The 11,950-nt window shown below is 70.2% G+C and carries 11 protein-coding genes and 1 tRNA gene; 8 read left to right on the top strand and 4 right to left on the bottom strand.

Annotation, left to right across the window (positions count from 1 at the left end; translation table 11 throughout):
* Positions 1 to 227: 227 nt before the first annotated feature.
* The 6 genes from tmk to KBX26_RS07025 all read left to right on the top strand — a co-directional run bounded on the left by tmk (position 228) and on the right by KBX26_RS07025 (position 6,182).
* Positions 228 to 2,327: a dTMP kinase gene (tmk, locus tag KBX26_RS07050; RefSeq protein WP_210865056.1), complete on the top strand. Its 2,100-nt coding sequence runs from the start codon at positions 228 to 230 to the stop codon at positions 2,325 to 2,327.
* Complete coding sequence (locus KBX26_RS07045) at positions 2,327 to 3,607, top strand: DNA polymerase III subunit delta' (RefSeq protein ID WP_210864983.1); 1,281 nt, start codon at positions 2,327 to 2,329, stop codon at positions 3,605 to 3,607. Before tmk ends, KBX26_RS07045 begins: the two co-directional genes overlap by 1 nt.
* Positions 3,608 to 3,728: 121 nt before the next feature.
* Entirely contained in the window at positions 3,729 to 4,058 is a 330-nt protein-coding gene (locus KBX26_RS07040; protein ID WP_007454690.1) for a YbaB/EbfC family nucleoid-associated protein, read from the top strand.
* A gap of 1 nt (position 4,059) precedes the next feature.
* Positions 4,060 to 4,365: a hypothetical protein gene (locus KBX26_RS07035; RefSeq protein ID WP_030334249.1), complete on the top strand. Its 306-nt coding sequence runs from the start codon at positions 4,060 to 4,062 to the stop codon at positions 4,363 to 4,365.
* Positions 4,365 to 5,045 carry a hypothetical protein gene (locus tag KBX26_RS07030; protein ID WP_030334251.1) on the top strand — a complete coding sequence of 227 codons (681 nt, stop codon included), beginning with the start codon at positions 4,365 to 4,367 and terminating at the stop codon, positions 5,043 to 5,045. The genes KBX26_RS07035 and KBX26_RS07030 overlap by 1 nt, the downstream gene beginning before the upstream one ends.
* Positions 5,046 to 5,342: 297 nt before the next feature.
* A complete protein-coding gene (locus KBX26_RS07025; RefSeq protein ID WP_030334252.1) occupies positions 5,343 to 6,182 on the top strand; it encodes a regulatory iron-sulfur-containing complex subunit RicT in 840 nt (279 codons plus the stop codon).
* 136 nt (positions 6,183 to 6,318) lie between these two features.
* On the opposite strand, the gene KBX26_RS07020 is transcribed toward KBX26_RS07025, so the two are convergent.
* A complete protein-coding gene (locus tag KBX26_RS07020) occupies positions 6,319 to 8,091 on the bottom strand; it encodes a metallophosphoesterase (protein WP_210864982.1) in 1,773 nt (590 codons plus the stop codon).
* A gap of 113 nt (positions 8,092 to 8,204) precedes the next feature.
* Between KBX26_RS07020 and KBX26_RS07015 the strand changes: the two genes are divergently transcribed.
* Together KBX26_RS07015 and KBX26_RS07010 are read left to right on the top strand one after the other, a co-directional pair.
* Positions 8,205 to 8,278 (top strand) — tRNA-Thr (locus tag KBX26_RS07015).
* A gap of 1,064 nt (positions 8,279 to 9,342) precedes the next feature.
* Positions 9,343 to 9,777 carry a DUF6228 family protein gene (locus tag KBX26_RS07010; protein ID WP_210864981.1) on the top strand — a complete coding sequence of 145 codons (435 nt, stop codon included), beginning with the start codon at positions 9,343 to 9,345 and terminating at the stop codon, positions 9,775 to 9,777.
* A gap of 12 nt (positions 9,778 to 9,789) precedes the next feature.
* On the opposite strand, the gene KBX26_RS07005 is transcribed toward KBX26_RS07010, so the two are convergent.
* Genes KBX26_RS07005 through KBX26_RS06995 form a run of 3 tightly spaced genes read right to left on the bottom strand, consistent with a single transcriptional unit; the run spans position 9,790 to position 11,949 of the window.
* Positions 9,790 to 10,008 carry a hypothetical protein gene (locus KBX26_RS07005; RefSeq protein WP_210857928.1) on the bottom strand — a complete coding sequence of 73 codons (219 nt, stop codon included), beginning with the start codon at positions 10,006 to 10,008 and terminating at the stop codon, positions 9,790 to 9,792.
* 55 nt (positions 10,009 to 10,063) lie between these two features.
* The gene (locus tag KBX26_RS07000; protein ID WP_210864980.1) at positions 10,064 to 11,329 is read right to left on the bottom strand and encodes a glycosyltransferase; all 1,266 of its coding nucleotides are present in this window, start codon (positions 11,327 to 11,329) and stop codon (positions 10,064 to 10,066) included.
* A gap of 8 nt (positions 11,330 to 11,337) precedes the next feature.
* A complete protein-coding gene (locus KBX26_RS06995) occupies positions 11,338 to 11,949 on the bottom strand; it encodes a tetratricopeptide repeat protein (protein ID WP_210857926.1) in 612 nt (203 codons plus the stop codon).
* Between the last annotated feature and the right edge of the window lies 1 nt (position 11,950).

Genomic DNA, 11,950 nt, shown 5'->3' with positions numbered 1-11,950 from the left:
GGCTCAGCGAGCAGGAGAATGTCGCCCGGAGGGTGGCCCCCACCCGGGTCTAGAGTGTTGCACCGGAGGTGCCCAGCGATGGGCCGGCACGTGGAGGTACGGCCATCGAAAGCCAGAACAGCGGCGAGTCGCCCGGCGTGTCGCGATCGAGCGACCAGTCGGGCAACGCCGCCAACCCGTCCAGCGGTGGTCAGGTAGATCCGTCCGGTTATGCCGCCATCCGGTCCGTGCTGCGCATCCAGCCGTTCCGGCGGCTCTGGATCGTGCTCGGCGCGGCCTCCTTCGGCGACTGGCTCGGCCTGCTGGCCACCGCCCTCTTCGCCGCCTCGCAGGTGCAGGGCAGTACCGCCCAGGGCGCCGCGTTCGGCGGGGTCACCGCGATCCGGCTGCTGCCCGCGCTGGTGCTCGGCCCGGTGGCCGGCGTCTTCGCCGACCGGTTCGACAGGCGCTGGACGATGGTCATCTGTGACCTGCTGCGCTTCGTGCTCTTCGCCTCCATTCCGCTCTACGCCCTCAGCGGCGCCGCCGGCGGCCTGGTGGTCGGCTGGGCGCTGATCGCCACCTTCCTGATCGAGTCGCTCACCCTGCTGTGGATTCCGGCCAAGGAGGCCGCGGTCCCGAACCTGATCCCCCGGGCCCGGCTGGAGGCGGCCAACCAGCTCACCCTGATCACCACCTACGGCCTCACCCCGGTCGCCGCGGCCATCGGCCTTGCGGTGCTCGACCGTGGCGTCCGTGGCGCCGTGGGCGGCGATCTGCCCTCCTGGGCCGAGCCGGCCCAGCTCGCCCTCTGGTTCAACTCCTTCTCCCGGCTCGCCACCGCGTTGGTGGTGGCGTTCGGGATCAAGGAGATCAGCGAGGCGCAGCGCGGCGAGGCGGAACGCGCCGAGCAGAGCATGTTCCGGCAGTTCTCCGAGGGTTGGAAGTACATCGGCCAGACCCCGCTCGTCCGGGGCCTGGTGCTGGGCATTTTCGGCGCGTTCGCCGGCGGCGGCATCGTGGTCGGCACGGCCAAGTTCTTCGCCAACTCGCTGGGCGCCGGTGACGCCGCGTTCTCACTGCTCTTCGGCGCGATCTTCGTCGGTCTGGCGCTCGGCATCGGGCTCGGCCCGATGGTCGTCAAGGAGATGTCCAGGCGTCGCTGGTTCGGCATGAGCATCGTGCTGGCCAGCGCCGCCGTGATGACTCTCGCCTTCGCCATCCACCTGTCGATGGCGATCGTCGGCGCGGTGCTGGTCGGCGCGGGCGCCGGGATGGCCTTCCTGGCCGGCACCACCCTGCTCGGCGGCGAGGTTGCCGACGAGGTGCGCGGCCGGGTCTTCGCCGTGGTGCAGATCGGCACCCGGCTGGTGCTGATCCTGGCCATCGGGCTGAGCAGCGTGTTGGTCGGCGTCGGCGGCTCGCGCAAGCTGGAGATCGCTGACCTGGGCCTGTCCATCTCGTCGACTCGGCTGCTGCTGCTCGCCGCCGGTGCCGCCGGCATCTTCGCCGGGATCAGCGCGTTCGGCCAGATGGACGACAAGAAGGGCGTCCCCGTCCTCGCCGACCTGTGGGGCTCCATCCGGGGTCGTCCGCTGATGCCGGCCGAGCCGTTCGTCTCCGCCGGGCTCTTCGTGGTCTTCGAGGGCGGCGAGGGCGCAGGGAAGTCGACCCAGCTCACCGCGCTCGCCGAGCGGCTGCGCGGTCAGGGCTGCGACGTCGTGGTCACCCGCGAGCCGGGGGCCACCGGCGTCGGCCGGCGGATCCGGTCGCTGGTGCTGGACACCTCCGGCGACGACGCGCCCTCCCCCCGGGCCGAGGCGCTGCTCTACGCCGCTGACCGGGCGCACCACGTGGCCACCGTCGTCCGGCCCGCGCTGGTCCGGGGCGGTGTGGTGATCAGTGACCGGTACGTCGACTCGTCCCTGGCGTACCAGGGTGCCGGCCGTACGCTGCCCGTCGACGAGGTTTCCTGGCTCTCCTCCTGGGCCACCGGTGGGCTCAAGCCCGACCTCGTGGTGCTGCTCGACGTCGAGCCGCACACCGGCCTGTCCCGGGTGGCCTCGCGCAACGCCGGCACCGACCGGCTGGAGGCCGAGTCGATCGCCTTCCACGAGCGCGTCAGGTACGCGTTCCTCGACCTCGCCGCCGCCGACCCGAAGCGTTACCTGGTGCTCGACGCGTCCCGGCCGGTCGACGAGATCAGCAAGCTGGTGGTCCGGCGGGTCGAGGAGATGCTCGGTAAGCCGGGCGGCATCGTGCACCCGCGCCCGGCGCAGGGCCCGGACACCTCGGTGCAGCCGGAGTTATCCGACGCGGAGCTGGTGACGATGGAGCACAAGACCTGATGCCGGACGTCTTCGCCGACCTGGTCGGTCAGGACGAGGCGGTGGCGGAGCTGCGCCGGGCCGCCGCCGCGGCGGCGGCCGTGCTGCGGGCTGGCGTGGCCGACCGGGCACCCGCGTTGGTCGCCGCCGACCCGGCCAGCGGCGACGAGTCCGCGCTCGCGGCCGGCGACGCCGCGCCCGGTGCCGTGGACCCGTCGACCGGGATGACCCACGCGTGGATCTTCACCGGGCCGCCCGGCTCCGGTCGCTCGGTTGCCGCACGGGCGTTCGCCGCCGCACTGCAGTGCCGGCACGGCACCGGCTGCGGTGAGTGCCCCGGCTGCCACACCACGATGGGCGGCACCCACGCCGACGTGCGGATGGTAGTGCCGGAAGGGCTCTCCATCGGCGTCGGCGAGATGCGCGCGCTGGTGCTCCGCGCGGCCAGTACCCCATCCGGCGGGCGCTGGCAGGTGGTGATCATCGAGGACGCCGACCGGCTCACCGAGGCCGCCGGCAACGCGCTGCTCAAGGCGATCGAGGAGCCGCCGCCGCGAACTGTCTTCCTCCTCTGCGCGCCGTCCACCCACCCGGACGACATCTCGGTGACCATCCGGTCGCGCTGCCGGGTCGTACCCCTGCGGCAGCCGCCGGCCGCCGCGGTGGCCGAGGTGCTGGTTCGTCGGGACGGCATCGCACCCGACGTGGCCCAGTGGGCGGCGGCGGCCGCGCAGGGCCACGTGGGTCGGGCCCGCCGGTTGGCGCGCGACCCGGAGGCCCGCAAACGGCGTGAGGCGGTGCTCGCGGTACCCCGCCGGTTGACAGGTGTAGGCGCGGCGTTCGACGCGGCGTCCGCGCTGATCGAGGCGGCCGAGGCGGAGGCCGCGGCGTCGGTCACCGAGGCCGACACGGCCGAACGGGCGGCTCTGGAGACCGCGCTCGGCGCGGGTGGCACCGGCCGGGGCGCGGCCGGCGCGATGCGGGGCGCCGCCGGGCAACTCAAGGAGCTGGAGAAGCGGCAGAAGTCCCGGGCCACCCGGGCCCAGCGCGACGCCCTGGACCGGGCGCTCGTCGACCTGGCGGGCTTCTACCGGGACGCGCTCACCATGGCGCTGCGCGCACCCGTCGCCCCGGTGCACACCGACACGGTGGCGCTGGCCGGTGCCGGCGCCCAGAAGTGGGACGCCGAGGGGGCGCTGCGCCGGCTGGAGGCAGTGCTCGCCTGCCGCGCGGCGATCGAGGCGAACGTCAAGCCGCGGATCGCTGTCGAGGCGATGATGCTCGCCCTCTGGAAGGGCTGACCCGCACGTCCCGGCGTTGTCCACAGGCATCGACAGGTTCGATTGCTGTGCGGTACGGTCCGTGTGCCGTGGTGACGGTGGCAGCACACTGAGTGATGGATCGCCCGGGAGGAGTCGGCCGATGCCGCGGGGGGAGATCGACGAAGCCTGGATCGAGGAGGCGGTGCGACGCTACCGCCGGATCGAGTCCCTCCAGGCCGAGTTCGACCAGGCGGTGTCGACCGTCGAGGTGACCGTCCGGTCGCCGGACGGTCTGGTCGAGGTGGTGGTCACCGCCGGTGGGCGGATCACCGACGTCCGGTTCCTCGGGCCGCTGCACACCCGCAGTCCGCGCGACGTGGCCGGTTCCGTGCAGGCCGCGGTCACCGCGGCGGCCGACGCCGCCGAATGGGCCCGGGAAAAGCTGCACAACGAGACGTTCGCCGCCTACCGACCGCTCGCGGGGGCCTGAGATGGACACACTGCGCGCGCTCTCCGCCCGACTGGACGAGGCGAGCGCCACCCTCACCCTGGTCTCGCACACCGTCACCGCCAGCGATCCGGCCCAGGCCGCGTTCGGCGCCGACGCGCCGGGCCGGCCGGGTGAGATCGGTCGGGCGCTGCACCGGCAGTGGACCACCGCCACCGACGACCGGGCCCGGGAGGCCCGCGCCGCCGCCGGTCGACTGGCCGCCGCCGCCGCGGCGGTGCGGGAGGCCGCCGACCGCTACGCCGAGGTCGACCGGGCGGCCCGCCGCCGACTCACCGGGGAACCGTGATGGACGCACTGGACCGGCTCGCCGAGCCCGGCCTCGACCTGCTCCGCCGGGTGGACACGCTGATCGCCGCCGGCGTGCCCGAAGGGCACCGGGTCTGGCCGCTGCTGCGCCGCATGCAGGTGCTGCCGGGCGACGCCGTCCGCAGCTTCCTCGACCTGCACCCGGTGCCGCTCGCCAGCGCCGGGCACGCGGTGCGCCGGCTCGTCCGGGGGTACGACGACGTCTGCGCGGCGCTCACCGACTCGGTGCTCTGGTCCGGCCCGGCCGCCACCGCGTACGGGCAGCAGCGGGCCGCGCTGCTGCGTCACCTCGACGAGGGGCCGGACAGCCTGGTCGGGCGACTCGACTCCACCGCCGGATACGCCGACGCCCTCGCCGACTGGGTGGAGGGCAGCCGTCTCGCGCTGGCCCGCACGTTGGCCGACGTGCTCCGCTCGGCCGAGGCGGTCGCCGTGGTCGCCGCCACCGCCACCCGCGCGCCAATGCGCCCCGGGCCGGTCGGGCCCGGCGTCGCCGACGCGGCCGAGATCGCCGCCCGGGTGCTGGCGGTGCTGTGCGTCGCTTACGACGGTGCGGAGACACTGCTGCGACAGTGGGCGCCGAGCCTGGCCGAGACCGCGTGGCGTCCGCCGACGGACGGGCGACCCCGCTACGACCAGCCCACCCGGGTCGGCTGGTAACCCGAACCTCGGGCCCGCGCCGCCCCGGACAGGCCACGGCGTCGCTCGCGGGCACCTGACCTGAGCCGGTGCCCACGGCGACGCCGTGGTCTTCCCCCTGCACCCCCCGCAGGTCTGTCTCCACTCAACGCCGTCGCGGCACGTTTTGTCTCCTGCCCGGCCCCGGATTCAACCGTCCGGGCGAGGAGCAACGGCACGACGGGACGCCCGGCAATGGGTCGAGTCGACGGCGATGAATGGCAGCGGGGCGTAGCCGGCCGGTGCGCCCTGCGCCGCGACCCGTCGTAGGGTGGGGGGATGGGCATGCTCTGCGCGGTCAGCTTCAACCGGTACGGGCGGCTCTACTACCTCGACCCGGGTGACCTGCGTCCGCAGGTGGGCGACCGGGTGCTGGTGCCCACCGATGACGGGCCCGAGGTGGCGGAGTGCGTGTGGGCCGCGCAGTGGGTGACCGAGGACACCGACGGCTTCCCCCGCCTGGTGGGGCTCGCTGGCGACGACGACCTCCGCCGGGACGAGGTGTTGCGTCGGCGCAAGGCTGAGGCGAAGGTGGCAGCGAAACGGCTGATCCGCTCGCACGGCCTGCCGATGAAGGTGGTGGCGGTCGACCACGTGCTCGGCTCCGCCGAGAGCGGCGGCGAGCGCAGCACCGTCTACTTCACCGCCCCGCACCGGGTGGACTTCCGATCCCTGGTCCGCGATCTGGGCGCGACCCTGCACTGTCGGGTGGAGCTGCGTCAGCTCTCCGCCCGCGACTCGGCGCGGGTGCAGGGCGGCATCGGCTCCTGCGGTCGGGACCTGTGCTGCGCCACCTTCCTCACCGACTTCGAGCCGGTGACCATCCGGATGGCGAAGGACCAGGACCTGCCGCTCAACCCGCTGCGCATCTCCGGCGCGTGCGGCCGGCTGATGTGCTGCCTCAAGTACGAGCACCCGCTGTACCAGCGCTTCCAGGAGACCGCCCCGGCGGTCGGCAGTCGGGTCTCCACGCCGGAGGGTGACGGCCGGGTGGTCGGCCACAGCGTCCCGAGAGACGCGGTGACAGTACGTCTGGACGCGGACGGCTCCCGCTCCATGTGCTCCCGTGCCGACGTCTGCGGCTCCCGTCAAGCCCACGACCAGCGCTACACCCCCTAACCCCACCCCCGGCCCACCCACTCCCGCCGGTCCTCGTTGATCAAGAAGTTTGCGTCATGTCGGGCGCGGTTTCTGACGCAAACCTCTTGATCAACACGGCTGTGTGTGGGAGTGGGTGGTGGGCAGGGGGGTGGGGTTAGGGGAGGACGGTGGGGGGTTCGGTTAGGTGGGGGGTTAGGGGGGACTTCGGGGTCAGCCAGCTTCTGGTGGGGGACTGGTCGGGGTTCACCTGCCAGTCGCGGGAGACGCGATCCACCCCGATCGGGTAGATGGTCAGCGTGCCGTCCGGGTCGATGCGCAGCCGCAGGAACGACTTGGAGTCCTCAATGCCCTGGCCGGCGAAGAGTTCGTTGACGTTCACCCCGAACGAGCTCGCCACCAGCAGATACGCGGCCACCAGCTGGCTGGCGACCAGACCGATCACCGGACCGTAGAGCACCGCCGCGGCGACTGCCGGAAGCGGCCACGGCCAGTCGTAGAACGGCAGCGCCAACCAGACCCAGGTGCCGGCCGCCCCCAGGGCCACCTGCGCGACGCCGTGGCCGACGCCGAGGATCCAGTGCCGCGCGTGGCGCTTGCCGCTCGCGCTCGGCGGCTTGGCGAACAGGGCCGCCGCCACCACCGTCACCAGCACCATCGCCACCAGCGGGACGGTGAACAGCCGCTGGTCGGTGCTGTCGGCCCAGTTCGCCGTCGCACCCGCCATGGCCAGCATCAGCAGGGTGTGCAGGGTGCCGAGCAGGGTGGTGAAGCCGGGATTGCGCAGCGGCAACCGGGGGAAGATGCCCCACCCGTAGCGACGGGACCGCGCGGCGTCCGGGTAGCGCGCCACCAGGTCGTACGGCTGGGCGGAGCTGGCCTTGCGGGTCGGCGTGTCCCGCGGTGGCACCTCGATGCGCTCGGGCAGCTTGTGGGTGGGATAGAGGTACGCGCCGCCCCCACCGCAGGTGATCAGCTGTCGGTCCGCCCCGGAGTAGCGGGCGTAGTGGTGCAGGTCGCCGGAGAGCAGCAGCCGCACCCGCGCCCCGGTCGGGTCGATGATCGTACGGATGAAGTAGTCGATCGAGTCGTACGCCGTGGGGTTGTCGACGGCCTTGACCCAGGTCGGCGCCGGCGCCGCGATGATCACCTTGGACTCGGGACCGAGCCGCCGGGCCACCTCGTCGAAGTAGGCCAGCTGCGGGTCGTCGAGGTACGAGCCGGACTGGTCGTCCACGCCGAGCAACCACCAGTCGGCCGGCAACTCCACGGCGAAGTACGACCGGGACTGCCCGGTGCCCCAGCCCGCGAAGTTGCGGTCCCGGGAACGGACGAACAGCCGCAGGAAAGCGGTGAGACCGTCGTACCAGTCGTGGTTGCCCGGAACCGCGAAGAGGGTGGGCTTCTCGGCCGGCGCCACCGGCAGCGCGGCCTGGTACGGCCCCTTGCACCGGTCCTCGTACGCGGCGTAGGCCGCCGACGGGTACACCTGGTCACCGCCCATCACCAGGGTCTGCGCCCGGGGCAGGCGGTGCCCGTCGACGGTCAGCTCGGGCTGCGCCAGCAGGTACGCCACCGAGTAGGTGGCGTTGAAGCCGTCACCCAGGTCGGCCACGTAGTCGAGCCACAGCCCGCCGTCCGGCCCGACCTGGCGGAAGATGCCGTCGCCGAACGCGTTCTGCAACTCGCGCTTGTCGAGGTACGCCCCGAAGAGCACCGCCAGCAGCGTCCGGATGCCGGTGCTGATCAGCAGGAACGGTGCCAGCCACGGCACCGGCTTGCGGGGTGTGAAGCCCAACTCCAGCGGGTCGGTGCTGCGCGGCCGGTGGGCGGCGCGTTCACCGGCCGGCGGGCGGTCGGGACGCTCCGGGCGGGGGGAATCGTCGCGTTCGTCGCTCACCCGCCGCAGCGTAGTGCCGAGTCCGATCATCCGCTGTCCGGTAAACGTCCAGATGGCGGCCGATGTCCGGTTGGTGCTGGCGGATGCGCCGGGGGTATCCGATTCGGTCGCTGCCGCCGGGTGCCGTACACTTGCTGATCGTTGCCGCCTTAGCTCAGTCGGCTAGAGCGACGCACTCGTAATGCGTAGGTCGACGGTTCGATTCCGTCAGGCGGCTCGGTACGGAAGCCCAGGTCATCGGCCTGGGCTTCTGCCGTTTCTAAGGTCGACCACTCAACCTGCTCACCGGACCACAGCACCCCCTCCCTCCAGCCGGGCATCAGCTTCCCGATCAACCTCGGGGCCACCGAGAGTGACGTTGATCTGAGAGTGATCGAGGATCTCTGTGACGACGCGGACGCAGTCGGGGCCATGAACGACGGGTCGGAGGCACCCGGCCTGGCGGCGATGCCTTACGGCTGTCACCACTGCTCATCGAGGGCTGCGATCTGCCTACGGAGGTTTCGGGCATCGGTCGGCGGCAGGACCGCAACGGCGACGTCCAGGACCCAGCGCAGTTCGGGCGGGTTCGGACAGCACTCCATCACCCCGCAGCCGGCGCTCTCGTCCCACAAGCGATGCCATGGGTGGCGCACAAACCATGACCAGGTGCGTAGTGCATCAGACACGGCCTGGTTCCAGAGTCGCGTGCGTTCGAGGGAGGCGATGACCTTCAAGCCCCGGGCCGAGAGTCCAGGGATGACCGAGGTTGACCCGTCAAGAGGTCGCCGGTAGATGAAGTCGGCACGCAGTTGCGCGGGGCGCCTACGCGGCATTGCCCTTTCGTGGAGTCGACATGCCGATCATCGTTGCACACCGGCTTTCGGCACAGAGCTTGTGAGCGAGATACCGCCGTAGTCTTACGCCCGTGGGTCCAGATCGACCAGATCCCCGTCCGCTGTCACCAGAGGAGGCCGCGGTCCTGCATGCGTTGCTGTCGCAGGATTTCCCCGGCGCGAGCGAACTCCGGATGCAGTCGCGGAACGTCCTGGCTCAGCCGGGTTGTGGCTGTGGCTGCGGCACTATCTGGCTTTGGCCGCAAGGCCGACACCCACCGGCCTCCGATGCGACGAGTCCGGTACCAGCCGAAGGCATCGTGGTCGACGATCAAGGCAAGACGGTTGGCGGCCTCTTGCTGTTCGTTCAGGAGGGCCAATTGGCGGACCTCGAGGTGCACTCGTACGACGAGCCACTGCCGATGCCCTCGGCGCACCGGGTGTCGTGGTTCCTCAGAGACCGTCTATGAGCGAACCGTTCGTCCTTGAGAGGTCTGGCGACCAGCGGTGGCTTGTTCATCGGCCGCACGATCCGTACGGCGACGGCTACGTCTACACGATCGCGGCGGAGTTGCACGAACTCAACATGACAGCGTCGACAGTCGCCAAGATCGATGGACTCTACGCCTCCCCGGACACGACGCTGCCCGGGTTCGTGGAGAGGCTCGCGGCCGATTGGGAGGGTTGGAGCGGCACCCGTACCTGGACATCGATGGAACGCGAGCTGGTGATCGACGCTCGGCACGACGGTCGAGGCCACGTGTCGCTGGGTGTGACTCTTCGGGCTCCCGGCCCCGACTGGGACGACACGGCCTGGTCCGCCAGAGCGGTCTTCGTCCTCGAAGCGGGAGAGGAGCTGACCCGCTTCGCCGGCGACCTCACACACTTCCTCCGTGCATAGCAGCGGTCGCTCTTACCGCAGCATGTCCGCGTCGCCCGTCTCCTGATCGACAGCCACACGCAACGGCCATCCAAAACTCACGACATGGCAACGCCGCACGCCGGTCACAGTCGCCACCTGCTCGATGGTCACACCCTGCACGCTCGGCGGTTCGCGCAGGTCCTGACGCTCGGCGAGGCGGCCGGCCAGGAATCGCATCGCGATCTGGATCGCCTCATCAGTGTCAACCACGAGAGGACAGTACGTGGTGGAGGGCCAGCCCGGCCATCCACGGACTGTCGCATGGTCATATGTTCAGCAGGCCGCCGTTGCGCTGGGCGTCATCCTTGATAGCGATGAGATTCGCGGAGACGTACGGGATGTTGTGTGTCTTGTGCCATTCGCTCGGGAAGTACGTGACCAACCGGGACGCCTGAAATCGGCATGTGATTTCAGGTACGAACCGAGAATATTTGGCATCCGTGAAATACCAGAAGGAGTTTTCGTTGTAGAAGGCCACATGCGTTGGATCCTGGTAGGCACCTCGACCGTCGGTGCTAGGGGTCAGCGACAACAGCATCCCGTTCGGTGCGAGCAATCGGTACAACTCGTTGAACAGCGCGACCTTGTCCGGGATGTGTTCCAGGAAGTCCACCGCCCGAATGACCCCGACGCTGTTGTCCGGCAGGTCGACACCCTTCGTTATGTCGCAGACGATGTCGACACCCGAAGCGGCGTGGTAATCCAGACCGAGATACCCTTCCGGCTTGTTGTGGGCGGCGCCCAGGTCGAGTGCCAGGAGTCCCTGCCGCCGCGACCAGGCCAGCACATTGTGTTGAATGTTCCGGTCGTAGATCTCCACCGTGCGCTGCTGGATGCGGGCGTTGACATCCGGAATGCGCTGCGTGTTCTTGGCGTGCATGCGCTGGAGGTACAGGCATTTCTGAATGTGATGGAACTCGCTCACCTGGTACATCCGAGCCATGAGGTCGGCGTCGTCCGCGACGTCGAGCGACTCGTCGTACCCGCCGACCTTCTCGTAGATGTCCCGGCGGAACGCCCGTACGTGGTTGGGCGCGTACCAGATGTAGCTCACGTTGTGCGGGGTCGGCGGCATCGCCCGGCAGACCAGCACCTCGCGGCCGTCCACCTTCTCGTCGTAGTGCCGCCAGCCGAACGAACTCGCGAAACGGTCCTCGGAGCGGCCGCCGTCCTCCTGGATCTGCGCGGTGTCGCTGTAGACGAACCCCACCTCCGGGTTCGCGTCGAAGGCATCGACGATCTCTTGCAGACAGTCGCTACTGAGCAGATCGTCGTCGTCCAGCTCGACCAGGATGTCGCCGGCAGCCTCGGCGCAGGCATACCCCTTCACAGCGCCGACGCCGTTCAGGTTGTCCTGGACGATGAGCCGAATGCGATCGTCATGCCTCTCGGGCCGCCAACGCGACCCCTGATTGAGGATGACCACCCATTCCCAGTCGGTGAAAGTCTGAGCGACGAGCGATTCGAAACACTCGTCGATGAAGCGAGTGCGGTTGCTCCCCGTGAAGACCGTTACGCGAGGTGTGCGCATGGAGCCAATCACCTACCTGCCGGCGTCGAGGACCGCGTGGTAGGGGACGTGCGGTACTTCGCAGGCACGGCTGAGCTGAGCCCCTTGTCCAGGCGGATCGCCGTCTTGAAGGCGTCCCGCGCCGCCGCGTCCTCACCGGACTGGGACAGCAGCATGCCCAGTCGTAGGTAGGCGGTCGACGACTTGTTGTCGATCGACACGATCTTGCGGTAGATGTCCATCGCCGTCGTCGGTGCCTTACCTTCCAGGGCGATGGCCTTGTTGTAGAGGGCCGGCTTGTAGTTGGCGTCGGCCGCCAGTGCCTTGTCGTAGTTGCTGATCGCCTCGTCGGCCTGATTGCGCGACTGGGCGATGTAGCCCAGGTTGAACCAGGCGAACTTGTTGTCGGCCTCGGCGTCCAGCAGCTTCTCGAAGGTGGCCTTCGCCGCGTCGAAGTCGCCGGCCTGGCCCTGCTCGAGACCGAGCTTCAGCAGATCAGCCGGCGTTTCGGTGCCACCGTTCGTCTTGTCGGTGTTGCCGGCGTTGTTCGTCTGTGGCTTCTCGGCAGGCTTGTCGCTGCATGCCGTGACACCGGTCAGCAGGACCGCACCGCAGGCGAGCGACCCGAGTATCTGACGCATG

The sequence above is a fragment of the Micromonospora sp. C97 genome (genome assembly GCF_018070385.1).
Lineage (GTDB): Bacteria > Actinomycetota > Actinomycetes > Mycobacteriales > Micromonosporaceae > Micromonospora > Micromonospora parva.
The sequence above is the reverse complement of the archived record's forward strand: the minus strand, read 5'-3'. Positions and strand labels throughout refer to the sequence as shown.

Bases quoted from the DNA above. Each gene is read 5' to 3' on its own strand.
- KBX26_RS07045 (WP_210864983.1), top strand. From the start codon at position 2,327: ATGCCGGACGTCTTCGCCGACCTGGTCGGTCAGGACGAGGCGGTGGCG.
- KBX26_RS07040 (WP_007454690.1), top strand. From the start codon at position 3,729: ATGCCGCGGGGGGAGATCGACGAAGCCTGGATCGAGGAGGCGGTGCGA.
- KBX26_RS07035 (WP_030334249.1), top strand. From the start codon at position 4,060: ATGGACACACTGCGCGCGCTCTCCGCCCGACTGGACGAGGCGAGCGCC.
- KBX26_RS07030 (WP_030334251.1), top strand. From the start codon at position 4,365: ATGGACGCACTGGACCGGCTCGCCGAGCCCGGCCTCGACCTGCTCCGC.
- KBX26_RS07025 (WP_030334252.1), top strand. From the start codon at position 5,343: ATGGGCATGCTCTGCGCGGTCAGCTTCAACCGGTACGGGCGGCTCTAC.
- KBX26_RS07020 (WP_210864982.1), bottom strand. From the start codon at position 8,091: ATGATCGGACTCGGCACTACGCTGCGGCGGGTGAGCGACGAACGCGAC.
- KBX26_RS07010 (WP_210864981.1), top strand. From the start codon at position 9,343: ATGAGCGAACCGTTCGTCCTTGAGAGGTCTGGCGACCAGCGGTGGCTT.
- KBX26_RS07000 (WP_210864980.1), bottom strand. From the start codon at position 11,329: ATGCGCACACCTCGCGTAACGGTCTTCACGGGGAGCAACCGCACTCGC.
- KBX26_RS06995 (WP_210857926.1), bottom strand. From the start codon at position 11,949: ATGCGTCAGATACTCGGGTCGCTCGCCTGCGGTGCGGTCCTGCTGACC.